We start from the raw sequence: 18,556 nt of genomic DNA, 5'->3' as shown, positions 1-18,556 counted from the left end.
AAGCTTCTCTAAGCTATATCCTTGTTTTCTAAGTTCATAGATCTGAACTTTATCTTCATAACTCAATTTCATAATAAAACACCCCAAAAGTTAGATTTTTTCTGTCTAACTTTTGGGGTGCAGTTCACCATTGGGTAGCTTTTTTGTATGGATTTTATCCCAATCTCAAATCAGCTCTCTGATTTTCAGAGGGCTTTTTTATTGAGGTTTTATCGGTCACAATTTTGGAGACTACAAAAACATCAAATGGTATCAGCTAATTACACCATAAGGGTGCGTAGCTACTCGGCTTGAAAAGCCGAGTAGCTGTCTGCAAGCCCCCTCGGAGATCCCACACTTTACGAAGTAAAGTATAGTATGTTATACTTTACATGGAAGTAATCACCGAATTCCAGTTAGAAATTACTTTGTAACTACGTTTTGAGGAGGAGTAAAATGCTTTCCTATGTTCGACATTACCCACTAGCGATAGCTAAATTAATGTGTCTGTGCTCTCCTAAAATCTGCTGATTTATTACTGACCAATACAGGAGGTTTTTTATGGGACAGACAATCATATCTGCTATTGGTGTTTATATTTCCACCAGTATCGATTATTTAATTATTTTATTTATTTTATTTGCACAGCTATCACAGAATAAACAAAAATGGCATATTTATGCGGGGCAATATCTAGGCACAGGCTTACTTGTAGGGGCGAGTTTAGTTGCTGCTTATGTCGTTAATTTCGTGCCTGAAGAATGGATGGTTGGATTGCTTGGTTTAATCCCTATCTATTTAGGGATTCGCTTTGCAATTGTTGGAGAAGGTGAGGAAGAAGAGGAAGAAATTATTGAAAGATTAGAACAAAGCAAGGCAAATCAACTGTTTTGGACAGTTACATTGCTGACAATTGCGTCTGGCGGAGATAATTTAGGTATCTATATACCTTATTTTGCTTCGTTAGATTGGTCACAGACCCTCGTGGCGTTGCTTGTGTTTGTAATCGGCATAATTATCTTATGCGAGATTAGTCGGGTGTTATCCTCTATTCCCTTAATATTCGAGACAATTGAAAAATACGAGCGAATCATTGTGCCCTTAGTATTCATTCTACTTGGACTATATATCATGTATGAAAATGGCACGATAGAGACTTTTCTGATCGTGTAGATTTTTTTGTTTCACTAGGATTTTAGACCGAGCTCAAATCAGCTCTCTGACTTCAGAGGGCTTTTTATGTTGTCACCTTACCTTGGTATGCTCAAGCATTATCTTTGCTTATGCTTCCTGGCACTGTATGGAAAAATCAACCATAATTTTTCTGATTTTAATTGTATTTTTTCCATAGCTTGTTACACAGTTGAAAATATGGTATACTTTTCATGAGAATTTTCTAAATTTTTAAGATTCTATCAAAGGAGGTTTGCATGCTTTCCAAATTTTCTGGAAGCCGACAAGACCAGCAATTTGTGTTACTTTTAGTTATTTTGCTAGGTATTTTAGGGATTTCTCTCTTTCTAGCAGTTTCTATGGGATCTGTTGCGATTGATCTAGAAGATACCTATCGGATTATTTTGAGCAGGTTGGGATTTCCTCTTGAGATAGGAGAGGTTTCCAAGTCTACTCTTGCCATTGTATGGAACATGAGATTCCCCCGAGTATTGTTAGGTCTGATAGTAGGAGCAGGCCTTTCTATGTGTGGTAGTGTGATGCAGTCCACAGTGAACAATCCCATCGCAGAGCCTTATGTCTTAGGCATCTCTGCTGGTGCAACTCTAGGAGCAACCTTGAGCATCATTCTTGGTTTAAAAGTGATGATTAGCCTTGGAGCTTTTTTTGGAGCTATTTTGGCAACAATTGCTGTCCTCATCATTGCCTCTATGCAGGGAAGGATGACGACTTCCAGTCTGATCTTATCAGGAACGGTGGTCAACGCTCTTTTTCTAGCTTTTTCCAACTTTATTATCTCAGTTGGCGCTAATGCGGATAGTGTGATGACCATTAAGTTTTGGACCATGGGCTCGCTCGCTGGAACTTCCTGGGTAGACTTGGTCCTGCCAACTATAGTAGTAGGAATAGCCTTTCTATTTTTCTCTACTCAGTATCGTGTTTTCAATGCGATGATGATGGGAGATGAGGCTGCTTTAACTTTGGGGATTCCCTTACGCTTTTATTGGTATCTTTATGTGACCATGGTGGCTGTGCTGACAGCAGTCTTAGTGGCAACCTGTGGGATTATTGGATTTGTCGGTCTGATTACTCCACATTTAGCTCGAGGGTTAGTAGGAACGAATTACAGGAGACTTTTTCCTGTTGCAACCTTGCTGGGTGCCCTCTTTGTCATCTGGGCAGACGTACTCTCTCGTATCATCATTCCAAATGCTGAGTTGCCTATTGGTATTTTCACAGCCTTAGTAGGTGCTCCCTTCTTTATCTACATTGTTGGAGGTAGGAGAAGGGAGGTGAGGGTCTGATATGGACTTGATTTGTCAGGATATCCATTTTGGACTAGGAGAGAAAAAAATCCTCAAAGGAGTCTCTCTTAAGGTTGAAGGGAATCAATTTCACACGATATTAGGACCAAATGGAAGCGGGAAAACCAGTCTACTTAAACTCCTCTATCGTCAGGAAAAGGCGGACAAAGGATTGATAAGCCTAGATGGAAAGCCTCTGGAACAATGGACGCTCAAAGAAACAGCCAAGCAAATGGCAGTTGTGACCCAGTTTAACCAACTGCAGTTTGATTGTACAGTTGAAGAAATCGTCTTGCTGGGAAGAACTCCCCACCTCTCTTTTTTACAGAAGGAAAAGGAAAGGGATTTTACACTCGTTCAAGATGCCCTCGTTAAGGTGGATATGCTTGAGAAGAAAACTCGTCTCTATTCGTCTCTGTCAGGGGGAGAGAAACAGCGAGTCTTACTAGCTCGCGCCTTGGTGCAAGAACCGACTCTCTTGCTCCTGGACGAACCAACCAATCACCTGGATATCAAGTATCAGCTAGACTTGTTAGCCATTGTGAAAAATCTCAAGGTCAATGTTCTAGCTGTCCTACATGATATTCAACTTGCTTGTCGCTATTCGGATTATCTCTATCTGATGAAAGAGGGAGAAATCCTTTACCAAGGGACTCCAAAGGAGACCATCACTCCTGAGTCATTGCAAACTGTATACGGAGTTCAAAGTCAGGTGACTTGGACCGAGGATCAGCAAGCTATGATTCACTATTTATAAGAATGAAAAGGAAAATAAAATGAAAAAAACACTCAGTATTTTACTGGTAACAGTAGCTACCCTAACCATGGCAGCTTGTGGTAATACTACTACAGAAAAAACTACCACACAGTCTAGCACAGAGACAATTCAAAAGGCCAATGCAGAGACGACTTATCCGTTAACGGTCAAAACCTATGACGCGAAAGGGAATGAAGTCGAACAAGTCTTTGACAAGGCACCTGAAAAAGTTATCACAAACAATCTTTCAACCACTGAAATCTTATTGGAGTTGGGGTTGAAGGATAAAATTGTTGGCATGCTTAACCCTGATAATGCTGTGACGGACAAATACAAGGACGCGATTGCGACGATTCCTCAAATTGGGGATAAAAAAACAGTCTCACAAGAGACAGTCCTTTCTTATGAGCCAGACGCTGTGATGGGTCGAAACATGATGTTTTCTGAAAAATCCTTGGGGACGGTTAGCACTTGGAATGAAAATAAAATCCCAGTTTATACACAAAAAGCTTCTCTCTCAACGATTCAGCAAGATTTGGGGAATATCGTAGAAGATGTCAAAAATCTTGGAATGATTTTTAATGTTCAGGACAAGGCTAATGAATACGCAGCACAATTACAAACTAAAATTGATGCTGTTAAGAAAGCAAATCCAGCAAGCCAAGGTGAAAAGAAAAAGGCTTTGATTATGGTTGCTTATAATGATGAAACCTTCGGTGCCTACAAGTCTGCTTTGCAAGAAAGTTTGCTGAACCAACTTGGTTATACAAACGTTGCTACGGGGACATCAGGCTTGACCTTGGAAAACCTCGTGTCAATGGATCCTGAATTGATTATCTATGTAACCAGCGATCGCAATAAAAAATTGGATGAAAAAGCAGTAGAGTTGATGAAGGCAAATGCTGTTTTGGAAAGCGTTCCTGCTATTAAGAATCAAAAAATCATGACCATCTCTTACGATGAGTTGATGGATTATGGTCCAGCAGTGATTGATTCCCTTGAAAAAATCAATGACTTTATCAATAAATAATGAGTTTGATTGGGAAGGAATTCAAGTCAAAATCAGCCTTCCCTCTAACTACGACTCCAATCAAACCTATCCGGCTATTTTATTGAATGATGGAAACTTGGATTTCCTATCGTCCCTTTCCGAATCTGCGATTTTAGTGGGCTTGACCTCTAAAAATCGCCTAGATGACTACACTCCATGGAAGGCAGTTGCTCTGAGAGATGGAGCTCCAGATTTTGGAGGTCAGGCCAAGGTCTATCATGATCATTTATTTGGAGGCCTTTTAGACAAGTTGCAGTCGCTTTATCGCCTGGATGAAGCACGCCTTGCCTACGGAGGTTATTCACTAGGTGGCTTGGCGGCAGTTTACAGTCTTTTCAGCTTTGACAAGGTTTCCTGTGTCTTCTCCATCTGCGGTTCCTTTTGGTATCCTGATTTTGTGACTTATTGCAAGGAAGAAAATGTGGAAAATTTGGACTGTTTGCTGTATTTACAGAACGGTCAAACAGAAGGAGTCAATCATAGCAATCGTCTGGCTCAAGCACCAGCCTATGCTGAGCAGATCCATACCAGTCTTCAGAAATGCTATCCGAACGGCCAGTTTGTCTTTGATCCTTATGGACATCATGAACAAGTAGCTGAACGATTCCTAGCTTTTGCCAGCTGGTTGGCCCAAAAATGGAAAATCGAATAAAAGATTTATCCCTTGGCTTTTGCCAAGGGATTGTTGTATTTATTTAACCAAGAGCCTCTCTCTTTTTATCTGGATTCCAGATGAAGCTTGCGATGAAGCTAAAGATGATAGTTAGGATAGCGAGGATAATGGCAAGGATGAGAGCAGGGATGCGGATAAACCACCAGAGTGGGTTTGGTTTTTTATCATTGTGCCATTGTTTGGTTTCTTGGTCTAGACGTTGGAATTCTGTTTGGATACGATTGGCGACTGTTTCAATGCCTTCGTCATTCATTTTCTTGATATCGGAGATATCGATTGGATTTCCAAAATTCATATCGACACGCTCGCGGCTTACCAAGCCTTTCAAGGTCATGGGACCTGTGTAGGTAACAGGCATGATACGGACCTTGGCCATTTTGGCAATCAGGGCTACACCACCCTTGACATCGTTTGAGTGACGGCTCCCGCTTGGAAACATGATGAGAGAGCGGTCACTTTTTTTGAGAACATTGATAGGATATTTGATGGCTGAGGCGCTAGGATTTTCACGGTCAATAGGAAAGGCACCACACATACGAATCCACCAACCAAAGATACGGTTGGTAAAGAGTTCTTTTTTTGCCATAAAGATAAATTGTTTTGGTTTGGTCGCAAAGGCCATGTAAACAGGATCCCACCAGGTACGGTGAGGGGCAACCAGAATATAATTTTCATCTTGATTAGGAATTTTATCAGTATTATGATAGTGGGCATTGCCATTGATGGACCATAGGAGCAAGACAACCAATCCACGTAAATAAGTATAAAACATGCGATCTCCTTCGATTCTTTTCTTGTTATTATTATACCTTATCAAAGGAGGGCTGGCAAACTTTTCCCTTGACCAGGTCCATATTTGGGATGAGATTAGAATTCTTTTAGAAAAAATGATATGATAGAATTTATGGATAAAAATAAGATTATGGGATTAACCCAAAGAGAAGTCAAGGAAAGACAGGCTAAGGGCTTGGTCAATGATTTTACTGCTTCGGCCAGTACCAGCACTTGGCAAATCGTTAAACGAAATGTCTTTACCCTTTTTAACGCTTTGAACTTTGCCATTGCTTTGGCCCTTACCTTTGTGCAGGCTTGGAGCAATTTGGTCTTTTTTGCTGTTATCTGCTTTAACGCTTTTTCTGGGATTGTGACCGAGCTGCGGGCTAAACACATGGTGGACAAGCTCAATCTCATGACCAAGGAAAAGGTCAAGACTATTCGTGATGGCCAAGAAGTGGCTCTGAATCCTGAAGAATTGGTGTTAGGAGATGTCATTCGTTTGTCTGCAGGAGAGCAGATTCCTAGTGATGCCTTGGTTTTGGAAGGCTTTGCGGAAGTCAATGAAGCCATGTTGACGGGGGAAAGTGATTTGGTGCAAAAGGAAGTGGATGCCTTGCTTTTGTCAGGAAGTTTCTTAGCCAGTGGGGCAGTTTTAGCTCAAGTTCACCATGTTGGATCTGATAACTATGCTGCCAAACTCATGCTGGAAGCCAAGACCGTTAAACCCATCAACTCTCGTATCATGAAATCGCTGGACAGGTTAGCTAGTTTTACTGGGAAGATTATCATTCCTTTTGGTCTTGCTCTCTTGCTAGAAGCCTTGCTTTTAAAAAGCTTGCCTCTCAAGTCGTCCGTTGTAAATTCATCGACAGCTCTTTTGGGAATGTTGCCTAAGGGAATCGCCCTTTTGACCATCACTTCGCTTTTGACTGCAGTGATTAAGTTGGGCTTGAAAAAGGTCTTGGTGCAGGAGATGTACTCTGTTGAGACCTTGGCGCGCGTGGACATGCTCTGTCTGGACAAGACGGGCACCATCACCCAAGGAAAGATGCAGGTGGAGGCTGTTATTCCGCTGACGGAAACTTATGGTGAAAAGGATATTTACAGCATCTTAACCAGCTATATGGCCCATAGTGAGGATAAAAATCCAACAGCCCAAGCTATTCGCCAGCGTTTCCAAGGCGAAATAGCCTATCCTATGCTCTCTAATCTTCCCTTCTCAAGCGACCGCAAGTGGGGAGCAATGGAGTTAGAAGGTTTGGGAACAGTTTTCTTAGGGGCACCTGAGATGTTGCTGGTTTCTGAGTTCCCAGAAGCCATGGAGGCCTTGGAGAGAGGGTCGCGTGTCTTGGTCTTAGCTCTCAGTCAGGAGAAATTAGACCATCACAAACCACAGAAACCATCTGATATTCAGGCTCTAGCCTTGCTGGAAATCTTGGACCCCATTCGGGAGGGAGCAGCAGAGACGCTGGACTATCTCCGTTCTCAGGAAGTGGGCCTAAAAATTATCTCTGGTGACAATCCAGTTACGGTATCTAGCATTGCCCAGAAGGCTGGTTTTGCGGACTATCACAGCTATGTAGATTGCTCCAAAATCACGGATGAGGAATTGATTGCTATGGTGGAGGAAACTGCGATTTTCGGACGTGTTTCCCCTCATCAAAAGAAACTCATCATCCAAACACTGAAAAAAGCGGGGCATACAACGGCTATGACAGGGGATGGGGTTAATGATATATTGGCCCTTCGTGAGGCGGATTGTTCTATCGTGATGGCTGAGGGAGATCCTGCGACTCGTCAGATTGCTAATCTGGTTCTTTTGAACTCAGATTTTAATGATGTTCCTGAGATTCTCTTTGAAGGTCGTCGTGTGGTTAATAATATTGCCCACATTGCACCGATTTTCTTGATAAAGACCATCTACTCATTCTTGCTCGCAGTTATCTGTATCGCCAGTGCTTTACTAGGTCGGTCTGAGTGGATCTTGATTTTCCCCTTCATTCCGATCCAGATTACCATGATTGACCAGTTCGTGGAAGGGTTCCCACCATTCGTTCTGACTTTTGAGCGAAATATCAAACCTGTCGAGCCAAACTTCCTCAGAAGATCCATGCTTCGTGCTCTACCAAGTGCTCTCATGGTTGTGTTCAGCGTTCTTTTTGTGAAACTATTTGGAAGTAGCCAAGGTTGGTCTGAGTTAGAAATTTCAACTCTACTCTATTATCTCTTGGGGTCAATTGGTTTCTTATCTGTATTTAGAGCCTGCATGCCATTTACCCTATGGCGTGTCCTCTTGATTGTTTGGTCAGTAGGAGGCTTCCTAGCCACAGCTCTCTTCCCAAGAATTCAAAAACTGCTTGAAATTTCAACCTTAACAGGACAAACATTACCTGTTTATGGTGTCATGATGTTGGTCTTTACCGTGATTTTCATTCTAACCAGTCGTTATCAAGCTAGAAAATAAAGAAAGGCTGCAATCTGTGGATTGCGGTCTTTTTAGGTGCAAGATTGCCAGCTGAAATGTGGTATAATAAGAGGTAATAGAGTTTTGGAAAGAGAGAGAAGATGATTTCAAAGAGATTAGAATTAGTGGCTTCCTTTGTGCCACAGGGAGCCATTTTACTCGATGTGGGAAGTGACCATGCTTATCTGCCTATCGAGTTAGTCGAAAGAGACCAAATCAAAAGCGCCATTGCAGGTGAGGTGGTGGAAGGTCCCTATCAGTCTGCTGTCAAAAATGTTGAGGCTCACGGTCTAAAGGAGAAAATCCAAGTCCGTTTAGCCAATGGCTTGGCAGCCTTTGAAGAGGCAGACCAAGTGTCGGTCATTACCATTGCTGGTATGGGTGGTCGTTTGATTGCTAGGATTTTAGAAGAAGGCTTGGACAAGTTAGCTAATGTAGAACGATTGATCCTCCAACCCAATAATCGTGAAGACGACTTGCGTATCTGGTTGCAAGACAATGGTTTTCAGATTGTAGCTGAAAGCATCTTAGAAGAAGCTGGCAAGTTTTACGAGATTTTGGTGGTGGAAGCAGGACAAATGAAGTTATCAGCAAGTGATGTTCGCTTTGGTCCCTTCTTGTCCAAAGAGGTCAGTCCAGTCTTTGTCCAAAAATGGCAAAAAGAAGCTGTTAAGCTAGAGTTTGCCCTCGGACAAATCCCTGAAAAAAATCTGGAGGAACGTCAAGTTCTAGTAGACAAAATTCAAGCTATCAAGGAGGTTCTCCATGCTTGCAAGTGAAGTAATTAACGCATATGAAGCCTTTTGCCCTCAGGAATTTTCAATGGAGGGAGATAGTCGTGGCCTGCAAATTGGCACTTTGGACAAGGATATCCAAAGTGTCATGGTTGCTCTCGATATTCGTGAAGAAACGGTGGCTGAAGCCATTGAAAAGGGTGTGGACTTGATTATTGTCAAGCACGCGCCGATTTTCCGTCCCATCAAGGATTTGGTAGCTAGCCGTCCACAAAATCAGATTTACATTGATCTCATCAAGCATGACATCGCAGTTTATGTCAGCCATACCAATATTGACATCGTTGAAAATGGCCTCAATGACTGGTTCTGCCAGATGCTAGGCATTGAGGAGACGACTTATCTGCAGGAGACAGGTCCTGAACGTGGAATTGGACGTATTGGGAATGTTCAGCCTCAGACATTTGGGGGATTGGCCCAGAATGTCAAGCAAGTCTTTGGTCTAGATAGTCTTCGAATGGTGCATTATCAAGAGAGCGATTTGCAGAAGCCTATTTCAAGAGTGGCCATCTGTGGTGGAAGTGGGCAGTCATTCTATAAGGATGCTTTGGCAAAGGGGGCAGATGTCTATATCACTGGTGATATTTACTACCATACTGCTCAGGATATGCTGTCTGATGGTTTGTTGGCATTGGACCCAGGTCACTATATCGAAGTGCTTTTTGTGGAAAAAATCGCAGCACTCCTTAATCAATGGAAAGGAGAAAAGGGCTGGACAATCGATATTGTACCTAGTCAAGCATCGACCAATCCTTTCCGCCATATCTAGTTAGAAAGTGAAAACAATGAAAAAAGTTGCTATTATCGGAGCAGGAATTGTGGGAGCAACAGCAGCCTACTACCTCTCGAAAGAAAGTGACCTAGAAGTAACCGTCTTTGACCATGGACAAGGTCAGGCTACCAAGGCCGCAGCAGGAATTATCAGTCCTTGGTTTTCCAAACGTCGTAATAAAGCCTGGTACAAAATGGCGCGCTTGGGGGCTGACTTTTATGTGGATTTATTAGCTGATTTAGAGAAGTCAGGTCAAGAAATCGACTTTTACCAGCGTTCGGGAGTCTTTCTCCTGAAAAAGGATGAAACTAAGTTGGAAGAACTCTATCAACTAGCCCTCCAGCGCAGAGAAGAATCTCCCTTGATAGGGCAATTAGCCATTCTGGACCCAGCATCAGCTAATGAATTATTCCCTGGCTTGCAGGGATTTGATCACCTGCTCTATGCTTCTGGTGGAGCGAGAGTAGATGGTCAACTCTTAGTGACTCGTTTGCTGGAAGCCAGTCAGGTCAAGCTGGTCAAAGAAAAAGTGACTCTGACACCTTTAGCATCAGGCTACCAGATTGACGAAGAGGTGTTTGATCAGGTTATTTTGGCGACGGGAGCTTGGTTGGGGGACTTGTTAGAACCCTTGGGTTATGTTGTGGATGTCCGTCCTCAAAAAGGACAACTACGAGATTATCAGCTTGCCCAAGACATGGAATCTTACCCTGTTGTTATGCCAGAAGGGGAGTGGGATTTGATTCCTTTTGCAGGTGGGAAATTATCCCTAGGCGCTACCCATGAAAATGACATGGGATTTGATTTGACGGTAGATGAAACCTTGCTCCAACAAATGGAGGAGGTAGCCTTGCCTCACTATCCAGTCTTGACAGTAGCGACTTCAAGAGCTGAGCGTGTGGGAATCCGTGCCTATACCAGTGATTTCTCACCTTTCTTTGGGCAAGTACCTGGCTTAGCAGGTGTCTATGCTGCTAGTGGACTAGGTTCATCAGGCCTCACAACTGGTCCTATCATTGGTTACCATCTAGCTCAACTGATCCAAGACAAGGAGTTGACCTTGGACCCTCTAAACTACCCAATTGAAAACTATGTCAAACGAGTAAAAAGTAAATAAGCATTTTACTGAAATTTTATCCTACCCTCTAGGATGGCAAATGACATTCCCTATCAAAAATGGTAAAATAAGAAAAAATAATCCGAGAATCGAGGAAAGAAGATGCAAGAAAAGATTTTGGTAACGGGTGGAGCAGGTTTTATCGGAACCCACACAGTTATTGAGTTAATCCAAGCAGGTCATCAAGTTGTTGTGGTGGATAACCTTGTTAATAGTAATAGAAAAAGTTTAGAAGTTGTTGAGAGAATTACAGGAGTTGAAGTGCCTTTCTATGTGGCAGATATCCGTGATACAGATACTCTTCGTGACATTTTCAATCAAGAAGAACTAACTGGTGTCATTCACTTTGCTGGCTTGAAGGCTGTCGGCGAATCAACACGTATCCCTCTTACCTACTATGACAACAATATCGCAGGAACTGTTAGTCTTTTGAAGGTCATGGAAGAAAACAACTGTAAAAACATCATTTTCAGCTCTTCTGCGACAGTTTACGGAGATCCTCATACAGTGCCCATCTTGGAAGATTTCCCACTTTCAGTGACCAATCCATATGGCCGCACTAAGCTTATGCTAGAGGAAATTTTGACGGATATCTACAAGGCAGACTCAGAATGGAATGTGGTCTTGCTTCGTTACTTTAACCCAATCGGAGCGCATGAGAGTGGTGATTTGGGAGAAAATCCAAACGGTATTCCAAACAATCTCTTGCCATATGTGACTCAAGTAGCCGTTGGAAAATTAGAGCAAGTGCAAGTGTTTGGAGACGATTACGATACGGAAGACGGAACTGGTGTTCGTGACTATATCCACGTTGTCGATTTGGCTAAAGGTCACGTCGCAGCTCTGAAAAAAATCCAAAAAGGTTCAGGTCTAAACGTTTATAACCTTGGCACAGGTAAAGGCTACTCAGTTCTTGAAATTATCCAAAACATGGAAAAAGCAGTGGGACGTCCGATTCCTTACCGCATTGTAGACCGCCGCCCAGGTGATATTGCAGCCTGCTATTCAGACCCAGCAAAAGCCAAAGCAGAACTCGGCTGGAAAGCAGAACTCGACATCACCCAAATGTGTGAAGACGCATGGCGTTGGCAAAGTAAGCATCCAAATGGATTTGAAGACTAAGATGGTGATGTCAATCATTGTCCCCTGTTTAAACGAAGAGGAAGTACTTCCTCTTTTTTATCAGGCTTTGGAAGCTTTACTTCCAGATTTGGAAACAGAAATCGAGTATGTCTTTGTCGACGATGGATCAAGTGATGGGACTTTGGAACTCTTAAAGACCTATCGGGAGCAAAATCCGGCAATTCATTATATTTCTTTCTCGCGAAATTTTGGCAAAGAAGCAGCTCTGTATGCAGGCTTGCAATATGCGACAGGAGACCTAGTGGTGGTGATGGATGCAGACCTTCAGGATCCTCCTGGTATGTTGCTTGAGATGAAAAACTTACTAGACCAAAATGCAGATTTAGACTGTGTAGGAACACGGAGAACTAGTCGGGCGGGAGAACCCTTCTTTCGCAGTTTCTGTGCTGATCTCTTTTATGGCTTCATGAAAAAAATTAGTCCAGTAGCCTTGCCGTCAGGTGTTCGTGATTTTCGCATGATGAGAAGATCTGTAGTGGATGCCATTTTAAGCTTGACTGAGTCCAATCGCTTTTCGAAGGGACTCTTTGCCTGGGTCGGCTTTAAAACCCACTATCTGGACTATCCCAATGTCGAAAGGCAGGCAGGAAAGACCAGTTGGAGTTTTAGGCAACTCTTTTTCTACTCCATTGAAGGAATTGTTAATTTTTCAGATTTTCCCTTGGTTATAGCCTTTGTGGCTGGTCTCCTATCTTGTTTTATTTCTCTACTTATGACCTTTTTTGTTGTGGTTCGGACTCTCATTTTGGGCAATCCTACATCAGGTTGGACCTCTCTGATGGCTGTTATTCTCTTTCTCGGAGGGATTCAACTCTTGACCATTGGGATTCTCGGCAAGTATATCAGTAAGATTTATCTAGAGACTAAAAAAAGACCACTTTATCTGATTAAAGAAAAAAGTGACCTTCCTGATTTTACAGAAAAAAATAAAGAGAAAAGACTATAATTTTGCATAGAAATATGCTAAACTAGAAGGAGTGGAACGTTCCTGTCGATATTAGAGTTAATCCTTAATCAAGGCACGTGTCGGACAGTTTCTAACAGCTTCTACAACGTCCTGACTAGGAGAAATTTCTTTTTCTAGTTGGTCAGGGTCATCGTAAAAACGCACGATTCCATTATCGTGGTAATCAAATAATTCAGAATAAGTTTGGCAAAGACCACAGGCAATGCAGCGTTCAGGTATAAGTGTGATTTTCATATTTATATTGTAATAAGAAAAGTAAAAAAAAACAAGGAGTAAGGTATGGCAAAAGAACCGTGGCAAGAAGATATTTATGAGAATCAGGAAGAACAGACGAGAACGGAACGACGTCAACGTAATCAAAAAGGTACAGGCGTTGTTGCAAATCGTGTTTTGACGATTCTAGCTAGTCTCTTTTTCGTGATTGTTGTAGCAATGATAATAGTATTGATTTACCTTTCAAGCGGAGGGAGTAATCGCACAGCAGCCTTGAAAGATTTTTATGACTCATCTGCCCCTGCTTCAACATCTGTAACAGAAGAATCGTCTTCTTCATCTAGCAAGACTGAAGAAGCAACTTCTACAGAGAGCTCCTCTAGTGAGAGTCATTCCGAAGAACATGCTGCTAGTGAAGGAACAATTACAGTTCAGGCTGGTGAGGGTGAAGCTGTCTTGGCACAACGTGCAGGTATTTCAATTGCTCAATTAGAAGCATTGAATCCTGGACATATGGCTACAGGATCTTGGTTTGCAAATCCTGGAGATGTGATTAAGACTAGATAGGAGTCATAAATGAAGACGATTCAAATTGCTATCGATGGTCCAGCTTCAAGCGGTAAGAGTACGGTTGCTAAGATTATTGCTAAAAATTTTGGTTATACCTATCTAGATACAGGTGCCATGTATCGTGCGGCGACCTATATGGCTCTGAAACACCAGTTAGGAGTGGAAGAGATTGAGGAACTTTTAGCCTTATTGGATCAGCATCCAATCAGCTTTGGGCGTTCAGAAACTGGAGAACAGCTTGTCTTTGTAGGAGATGTGGATATTACCCATCCTATCCGTGAAAATGAAGTGACCAATCATGTTTCAGCTATTGCGGCGATTCCTGAAGTACGTGAGAAACTAGTTTCTCTCCAACAAGAGATTGCCCAGCAAGGTGGGATTGTCATGGACGGTCGCGATATTGGGACTGTTGTATTGCCACAAGCAGAATTGAAAATTTTCCTAGTAGCTTCGGTAGATGAAAGAGCAGAGCGCCGTTACAAGGAAAATATTGCCAAGGGAATTGAAACAGACCTTGAAACCTTAAAAGAGGAAATTGCTGCGCGTGACTATAAGGATAGTCATCGTGAGACTTCGCCTCTCAAACAAGCAGAGGATGCGGTCTACCTTGATACAACTGGTTTGAACATTCAAGAAGTAGTTAAAAAAATTGAATCAGAAGCAAAAAAACGCATGTCCTAGGGACAGGAGAAGCAGGCTAGAGCTAGCCTGCTTCTTTTCTATCAAACTGAACGCATTCCAAACCAGTCTTTTTTTGAGTTTTTTGATAAAATAGTACTATCAGTAAAAAGGATGGAAGCATGACTAAGAAAATCGTAGCTATTTGGGCCCAGGATGAAGAGGGTGTGATTGGCAAGGACAATCGTCTGCCTTGGTATTTACCAGCAGAATTGCAACACTTCAAAGAAACAACTCTGAATCATGCTATCTTGATGGGGCGTGTGACCTTTGATGGAATGGGACGTCGTCTTCTTCCAAAACGGGAGACCTTGATTTTGACACGTAATTTGGAAGAAAAGATAGATGGGGTTACTACTTTTCAGGACATCCAGTCTGTTCTAGACTGGTATCAGGGTCAAGACAAGAATCTCTATATTATCGGTGGAAAGCAAATTTTTCAGGCTTTTGAACCCTATTTGGATGAAGTCATTGTCACTCAAATCCATGCACGGGTGGAAGGAGATACCTATTTCCCTGAAGACTTTGACTTGTCCCTTTTTGAGACAGTTTCAAGCAAATCCTATACCAAAGATGAGAAAAATCCTTATGATTTTACCATCCAATACCGCAAGAGAAAGGAAGTCTAATGGAACGTAGTATATTTGGTTTTTTCACAGCCATGCTGTGCTTGGTCTGCTTGCTTGCAGGAGTACAGGCTTTTCGTAAAAAGCGCTATGGACTTTCTGTCCTGCTCTGGTTAAATGCCTTTACCAATTTGGTCAATAGTATTCATGCTTTTTACATGACCTTATTTTAGATAGAATGACAGTATAGAATAGAACGGAAGGAAATCATGCCTACAAATAGGAATAATGATATGATGGTTTATTGCTCATTTTGTGGCAAAAGCCAAGAAGAAGTACAAAAAATAATCGCTGGGAACAACGCCTTTATCTGTAATGAATGTGTGGAGTTAGCCCAGGAAATCATTCGGGAAGAGTTGGCTGAGGAAGTCTTGGCAGACTTGTCTGAGGTACCAAAACCAATCGAACTCCTCCACATCTTGAACCACTATGTAATTGGTCAAGATCGTGCCAAGCGTGCCTTGGCAGTGGCGGTTTACAACCACTACAAACGTATCAATTTCCACGATACGCGTGAAGAGTCAGAAGATGTGGATTTGCAGAAATCAAATATCTTGATGATTGGCCCAACTGGTTCAGGGAAAACTTTCCTTGCCCAGACCTTGGCTAAGAGCTTGAATGTGCCTTTTGCGATTGCGGATGCAACAGCTCTTACTGAGGCTGGTTATGTTGGTGAGGATGTGGAAAATATCCTCCTCAAACTCCTGCAGGCTGCTGACTTTAACATTGAACGTGCAGAGCGTGGGATTATCTACGTGGATGAAATTGACAAGATTGCTAAGAAGAGCGAGAACGTATCGATCACACGTGACGTTTCTGGTGAAGGGGTGCAACAAGCCCTTCTTAAGATTATCGAGGGAACAGTTGCCAGCGTACCGCCTCAAGGTGGACGTAAACATCCACAACAAGAGATGATTCAAGTGGATACTAAAAATATCCTCTTCATCGTGGGTGGTGCCTTTGATGGTATTGAAGAAATCGTCAAACAACGTCTGGGTGAAAAGGTTATCGGCTTTGGTCAAAATAACAAGGCGATTGACGAAAATAGCTCCTACATGCAAGAAATCATCGCTGAAGATATTCAAAAATTTGGTATTATCCCTGAGTTGATTGGACGCTTGCCAGTCTTTGCAGCTCTTGAACAGTTGACAGTAGATGATTTGGTTCGTATCTTGAAAGAGCCAAGAAATGCCTTGGTTAAACAATATCAAACCTTGCTTTCTTATGATGATGTTGAGTTGGAATTTGACGACGAAGCCCTTCAAGAAATCGCCAATAAGGCTATCGAACGCAAAACGGGTGCGCGTGGTCTTCGCTCGATTATCGAAGAAACCATGCTAGATGTTATGTTTGAAGTACCGAGTCAGGAAAATGTGAAATTGGTTCGCATCACAAAAGAAGCTGTCGATGGAACGGATAAACCAATCTTGGAAACAGCCTAGAGGTGACTATGGAAATCAATACACACAATGCTGAAATCTTGCTTAGTGCGGCTAATAAGTCCCACTATCCGCAGGATGAACTGCCAGAGATTGCTCTTGCAGGGCGTTCAAATGTTGGCAAGTCTAGCTTTATCAATACTATGCTGAATCGTAAGAATCTAGCCCGAACATCAGGGAAACCTGGTAAAACTCAGCTGCTCAACTTCTTTAATATCGACGACAAGATGCGCTTTGTGGATGTGCCTGGTTATGGCTATGCCCGTGTTTCTAAAAAGGAACGTGAAAAGTGGGGGCGCATGATTGAGGAGTACTTAACGACTCGGGAAAATCTCCGTGCGGTAGTCAGTCTAGTTGACCTTCGTCATGACCCGTCAGCAGATGATGTGCAGATGTACGAATTTCTCAAATATTATGAGATTCCGGTCATCATCGTTGCGACTAAGGCGGACAAGATTCCTCGTGGTAAATGGAACAAGCATGAATCAGCAATCAAAAAGAAATTAAACTTTGACCCAAGTGACGACTTTATCCTCTTTTCATCTGTCAGCAAGGCAGGGATGGATGAGGCTTGGGATGCAATCTTAGAAAAATTGTGAGGAAAAGAAAATGGCAAAAACAATTCATACAGACAAAGCCCCAAAGGCTATCGGACCATATGTTCAAGGAAAAATCGTTGGCAACCTTTTGTTTGCTAGTGGTCAAGTTCCTCTCTCTCCTGAAACTGGGGAAATCGTTGGAGAAACGATCCAAGAACAGACAGAACAAGTCTTGAAAAACATTGGTGCTATTTTGGCAGAAGCAGGAACTGACTTTGACCATGTTGTCAAAACAACTTGTTTCTTGAGCGATATGAACGACTTTGTTCCTTTTAACGAGGTTTACCAAACGGCCTTTAAAGAGGAATTTCCAGCTCGTTCAGCAGTAGAGGTAGCTCGTCTTCCTCGTGATGTAAAAGTCGAAATCGAAGTCATCGCAGAGATTGGATAAGCTAGTTGAAGTTTGGTGTTGCCAAACTTCTTTTGATATAAGGAGAAAAAGATGACAAAGAAACAACTTCACTTGGTGATTGTGACAGGAATGAGTGGTGCAGGGAAAACAGTTGCCATTCAGTCCTTCGAAGATTTGGGTTATTTTACTATTGATAATATGCCTCCAGCTCTCTTGCCTAAGTTTTTGCAGTTGGTGGAAACAAAGGAAGACGACCATAAGTTGGCCTTGGTAGTGGATATGCGTAGCCGTTCTTTCTTTTCAGAGATTCAAGCTGTTTTGGATGAGCTGGAAAATAAGGAAGAACTGGACTTTAAAATTCTCTTTTTGGATGCAGCTGATAAGGAATTGGTCGCTCGTTACAAGGAAACTAGACGAAGTCACCCTCTAGCTGCTGATGGACGGATTTTGGATGGAATCAAGCTGGAACGTGAACTCTTGGCGCCTTTGAAAAATATGAGCCAAAATGTGGTGGATACGACTGAACTTACTCCACGTGAGCTGCGTAAAACCCTTGCAGAGCAGTTTTCAGATCAAGAACAAGCCCAGTCTTTCCGTATCGAAGTCATGTCTTTTGGCTTTAAATATGGAATCCCGATTGATGCAGATTTAGTCTTTGATGTGCGCTTTTTGCCAAATCCATATTATCTTCCAGAACTGAGAAACCAAACGGGTGTGGATGAATCTGTTTATGACTATGTCATGAATCATCCTGAGTCAGAAGATTTTTATCAACATTTGTTGGCCTTGATTGAGCCGATTTTGCCAAGTTACCAAAAGGAAGGGAAGTCCGTTTTGACCATTGCCATGGGTTGTACGGGTGGGCAACACCGTAGTGTGGCCTTTGCCAAACGCTTGGCGCAGGATTTATCCAAGAATTGGCCTGTCAATGAAGGGCATCGTGATAAAGACCGAAGAAAGGAAACGGTAAACCGTTCATGAGAAAACCAAAGATAACGGTGATTGGTGGAGGGACTGGGATCCCCGTCATTCTTAAAAGTCTGCGTGAAAAAGATGTGGAAATCGCAGCTATCGTAACGGTGGCGGATGATGGTGGTTCATCAGGTGA

At 42.4% G+C, this 18,556-nt stretch carries 22 protein-coding genes and 1 pseudogene; 20 read left to right on the top strand and 3 right to left on the bottom strand.

The window, feature by feature from the left end:
* Nucleotides 1-72 (bottom strand): annotated as a pseudogene (locus PAN06_RS08005) (transposase); the annotation flags it as partial.
* 468 nt (nt 73-540) lie between these two features.
* Between PAN06_RS08005 and PAN06_RS08000 the strand changes: the two are divergent.
* From PAN06_RS08000 to PAN06_RS07980, 5 genes are all read left to right on the top strand, one after another.
* Complete coding sequence (locus tag PAN06_RS08000; RefSeq protein ID WP_000531716.1) at nt 541-1,152, top strand: CadD family cadmium resistance transporter; 612 nt, start codon at nt 541-543, stop codon at nt 1,150-1,152.
* Between the two features lie 257 nt (nt 1,153-1,409).
* The gene (locus tag PAN06_RS07995; RefSeq protein WP_269796022.1) at nt 1,410-2,456 is read left to right on the top strand and encodes an iron ABC transporter permease; all 1,047 of its coding nucleotides are present in this window, start codon (nt 1,410-1,412) and stop codon (nt 2,454-2,456) included.
* A gap of 1 nt (nt 2,457) precedes the next feature.
* The gene (locus tag PAN06_RS07990) at nt 2,458-3,213 is read left to right on the top strand and encodes an ABC transporter ATP-binding protein (RefSeq protein WP_049532329.1); all 756 of its coding nucleotides are present in this window, start codon (nt 2,458-2,460) and stop codon (nt 3,211-3,213) included.
* A gap of 19 nt (nt 3,214-3,232) precedes the next feature.
* On the top strand, nt 3,233-4,243 hold the full coding sequence (locus PAN06_RS07985) for an ABC transporter substrate-binding protein (protein WP_125456117.1): 1,011 nt from the start codon (nt 3,233-3,235) through the stop codon (nt 4,241-4,243).
* Entirely contained in the window at nt 4,224-4,916 is a 693-nt protein-coding gene (locus PAN06_RS07980; protein ID WP_269796021.1) for an alpha/beta hydrolase-fold protein, read from the top strand. Before PAN06_RS07985 ends, PAN06_RS07980 begins: the two co-directional genes overlap by 20 nt.
* Before the next feature lie 43 nt (nt 4,917-4,959).
* Here the strand turns inward: PAN06_RS07980 and PAN06_RS07975 are convergent, their stop codons facing one another.
* Nucleotides 4,960-5,709, bottom strand: coding sequence for a 1-acyl-sn-glycerol-3-phosphate acyltransferase (locus PAN06_RS07975; protein WP_049540761.1), 750 nt, complete (start codon nt 5,707-5,709; stop codon nt 4,960-4,962).
* 132 nt (nt 5,710-5,841) lie between these two features.
* On the opposite strand from PAN06_RS07975, the gene PAN06_RS07970 reads away from it, so the two are divergent.
* The 6 genes from PAN06_RS07970 to PAN06_RS07945 all read left to right on the top strand — a co-directional run bounded on the left by PAN06_RS07970 (nt 5,842) and on the right by PAN06_RS07945 (nt 12,950).
* A complete protein-coding gene (locus PAN06_RS07970) occupies nt 5,842-8,178 on the top strand; it encodes a cation-translocating P-type ATPase (protein ID WP_269796025.1) in 2,337 nt (778 codons plus the stop codon).
* Between the two features lie 101 nt (nt 8,179-8,279).
* Nucleotides 8,280-8,957: a tRNA (adenine(22)-N(1))-methyltransferase TrmK gene (locus tag PAN06_RS07965; RefSeq protein ID WP_269796020.1), complete on the top strand. Its 678-nt coding sequence runs from the start codon at nt 8,280-8,282 to the stop codon at nt 8,955-8,957.
* Nucleotides 8,944-9,741 (top strand): Nif3-like dinuclear metal center hexameric protein, encoded by a 798-nt coding sequence (locus tag PAN06_RS07960; RefSeq protein WP_269796019.1) that lies wholly within the window; start codon nt 8,944-8,946, stop codon nt 9,739-9,741. The genes PAN06_RS07965 and PAN06_RS07960 overlap by 14 nt, the downstream gene beginning before the upstream one ends.
* 16 nt (nt 9,742-9,757) lie before the next feature.
* Nucleotides 9,758-10,861 (top strand): FAD-binding oxidoreductase, encoded by a 1,104-nt coding sequence (locus tag PAN06_RS07955; RefSeq protein WP_269796018.1) that lies wholly within the window; start codon nt 9,758-9,760, stop codon nt 10,859-10,861.
* Nucleotides 10,862-10,963: 102 nt separating this feature from the next.
* Nucleotides 10,964-11,983, top strand: a complete 1,020-nt coding sequence (galE, locus tag PAN06_RS07950; protein WP_269796017.1) for a UDP-glucose 4-epimerase GalE — start codon at nt 10,964-10,966, stop codon at nt 11,981-11,983.
* A complete protein-coding gene (locus PAN06_RS07945; RefSeq protein ID WP_346732061.1) occupies nt 11,967-12,950 on the top strand; it encodes a glycosyltransferase family 2 protein in 984 nt (327 codons plus the stop codon). Before galE ends, PAN06_RS07945 begins: the two co-directional genes overlap by 17 nt.
* Nucleotides 12,951-13,007: 57 nt before the next feature.
* Here PAN06_RS07945 and PAN06_RS07940 read toward each other — a convergent pair whose 3' ends face one another.
* Entirely contained in the window at nt 13,008-13,205 is a 198-nt protein-coding gene (locus PAN06_RS07940; RefSeq protein WP_004235080.1) for a ferredoxin, read from the bottom strand.
* A 45-nt stretch (nt 13,206-13,250) separates the two neighbouring features.
* Between PAN06_RS07940 and PAN06_RS07935 the strand changes: the two genes are divergently transcribed.
* From PAN06_RS07935 to PAN06_RS07895, 9 genes are all read left to right on the top strand, one after another.
* Nucleotides 13,251-13,751, top strand: coding sequence for an SAG1386/EF1546 family surface-associated protein (locus tag PAN06_RS07935; protein WP_061590353.1), 501 nt, complete (start codon nt 13,251-13,253; stop codon nt 13,749-13,751).
* A 9-nt stretch (nt 13,752-13,760) separates the two neighbouring features.
* The gene (gene cmk, locus PAN06_RS07930; RefSeq protein WP_269796016.1) at nt 13,761-14,435 is read left to right on the top strand and encodes a (d)CMP kinase; all 675 of its coding nucleotides are present in this window, start codon (nt 13,761-13,763) and stop codon (nt 14,433-14,435) included.
* 119 nt (nt 14,436-14,554) lie between these two features.
* A complete protein-coding gene (locus PAN06_RS07925) occupies nt 14,555-15,061 on the top strand; it encodes a dihydrofolate reductase (protein WP_269796015.1) in 507 nt (168 codons plus the stop codon).
* Entirely contained in the window at nt 15,061-15,231 is a 171-nt protein-coding gene (locus tag PAN06_RS07920; protein WP_045612102.1) for a hypothetical protein, read from the top strand. The genes PAN06_RS07925 and PAN06_RS07920 overlap by 1 nt, the downstream gene beginning before the upstream one ends.
* Nucleotides 15,232-15,267: 36 nt before the next feature.
* A complete protein-coding gene (clpX, locus tag PAN06_RS07915) occupies nt 15,268-16,500 on the top strand; it encodes an ATP-dependent Clp protease ATP-binding subunit ClpX (protein ID WP_012972566.1) in 1,233 nt (410 codons plus the stop codon).
* Between the two features lie 8 nt (nt 16,501-16,508).
* A complete protein-coding gene (yihA, locus tag PAN06_RS07910; RefSeq protein WP_000405202.1) occupies nt 16,509-17,096 on the top strand; it encodes a ribosome biogenesis GTP-binding protein YihA/YsxC in 588 nt (195 codons plus the stop codon).
* Between the two features lie 10 nt (nt 17,097-17,106).
* Entirely contained in the window at nt 17,107-17,487 is a 381-nt protein-coding gene (locus tag PAN06_RS07905) for a RidA family protein (protein ID WP_001140420.1), read from the top strand.
* Between the two features lie 51 nt (nt 17,488-17,538).
* Entirely contained in the window at nt 17,539-18,429 is an 891-nt protein-coding gene (rapZ, locus tag PAN06_RS07900) for an RNase adapter RapZ (protein ID WP_269796014.1), read from the top strand.
* Nucleotides 18,426-18,556, top strand: a 131-nt coding sequence (locus PAN06_RS07895) for a 2-phospho-L-lactate transferase CofD family protein (RefSeq protein ID WP_269796023.1), incomplete at its 3' end; no start/stop codon positions are given. The genes rapZ and PAN06_RS07895, both read left to right, overlap by 4 nt.

This window comes from Streptococcus sp. SM3, from assembly GCF_027497875.1.
This window is presented reverse-complemented; position numbering and strand designations above follow the sequence as displayed.

What these genes read in the sequence shown, in the direction of transcription:
- PAN06_RS07955 (WP_269796018.1), top strand. Translation starts at nt 9,758, where the DNA reads ATGAAAAAAGTTGCTATTATCGGAGCAGGAATTGTGGGAGCAACAGCA.
- cmk (WP_269796016.1), top strand. Translation starts at nt 13,761, where the DNA reads ATGAAGACGATTCAAATTGCTATCGATGGTCCAGCTTCAAGCGGTAAG.
- PAN06_RS07940 (WP_004235080.1), bottom strand. Translation starts at nt 13,205, where the DNA reads ATGAAAATCACACTTATACCTGAACGCTGCATTGCCTGTGGTCTTTGC.
- galE (WP_269796017.1), top strand. Translation starts at nt 10,964, where the DNA reads ATGCAAGAAAAGATTTTGGTAACGGGTGGAGCAGGTTTTATCGGAACC.
- clpX (WP_012972566.1), top strand. Translation starts at nt 15,268, where the DNA reads ATGCCTACAAATAGGAATAATGATATGATGGTTTATTGCTCATTTTGT.
- PAN06_RS07960 (WP_269796019.1), top strand. Translation starts at nt 8,944, where the DNA reads ATGCTTGCAAGTGAAGTAATTAACGCATATGAAGCCTTTTGCCCTCAG.
- PAN06_RS07945 (WP_346732061.1), top strand. Translation starts at nt 11,967, where the DNA reads ATGGATTTGAAGACTAAGATGGTGATGTCAATCATTGTCCCCTGTTTA.
- PAN06_RS07970 (WP_269796025.1), top strand. Translation starts at nt 5,842, where the DNA reads ATGGATAAAAATAAGATTATGGGATTAACCCAAAGAGAAGTCAAGGAA.
- PAN06_RS07975 (WP_049540761.1), bottom strand. Translation starts at nt 5,709, where the DNA reads ATGTTTTATACTTATTTACGTGGATTGGTTGTCTTGCTCCTATGGTCC.
- PAN06_RS07995 (WP_269796022.1), top strand. Translation starts at nt 1,410, where the DNA reads ATGCTTTCCAAATTTTCTGGAAGCCGACAAGACCAGCAATTTGTGTTA.
- rapZ (WP_269796014.1), top strand. Translation starts at nt 17,539, where the DNA reads ATGACAAAGAAACAACTTCACTTGGTGATTGTGACAGGAATGAGTGGT.
- PAN06_RS07965 (WP_269796020.1), top strand. Translation starts at nt 8,280, where the DNA reads ATGATTTCAAAGAGATTAGAATTAGTGGCTTCCTTTGTGCCACAGGGA.
- PAN06_RS08000 (WP_000531716.1), top strand. Translation starts at nt 541, where the DNA reads ATGGGACAGACAATCATATCTGCTATTGGTGTTTATATTTCCACCAGT.
- PAN06_RS07920 (WP_045612102.1), top strand. Translation starts at nt 15,061, where the DNA reads ATGGAACGTAGTATATTTGGTTTTTTCACAGCCATGCTGTGCTTGGTC.
- PAN06_RS07935 (WP_061590353.1), top strand. Translation starts at nt 13,251, where the DNA reads ATGGCAAAAGAACCGTGGCAAGAAGATATTTATGAGAATCAGGAAGAA.
- PAN06_RS07985 (WP_125456117.1), top strand. Translation starts at nt 3,233, where the DNA reads ATGAAAAAAACACTCAGTATTTTACTGGTAACAGTAGCTACCCTAACC.
- PAN06_RS07905 (WP_001140420.1), top strand. Translation starts at nt 17,107, where the DNA reads ATGGCAAAAACAATTCATACAGACAAAGCCCCAAAGGCTATCGGACCA.
- PAN06_RS07925 (WP_269796015.1), top strand. Translation starts at nt 14,555, where the DNA reads ATGACTAAGAAAATCGTAGCTATTTGGGCCCAGGATGAAGAGGGTGTG.
- yihA (WP_000405202.1), top strand. Translation starts at nt 16,509, where the DNA reads ATGGAAATCAATACACACAATGCTGAAATCTTGCTTAGTGCGGCTAAT.
- PAN06_RS07980 (WP_269796021.1), top strand. Translation starts at nt 4,224, where the DNA reads ATGACTTTATCAATAAATAATGAGTTTGATTGGGAAGGAATTCAAGTC.
- PAN06_RS07990 (WP_049532329.1), top strand. Translation starts at nt 2,458, where the DNA reads ATGGACTTGATTTGTCAGGATATCCATTTTGGACTAGGAGAGAAAAAA.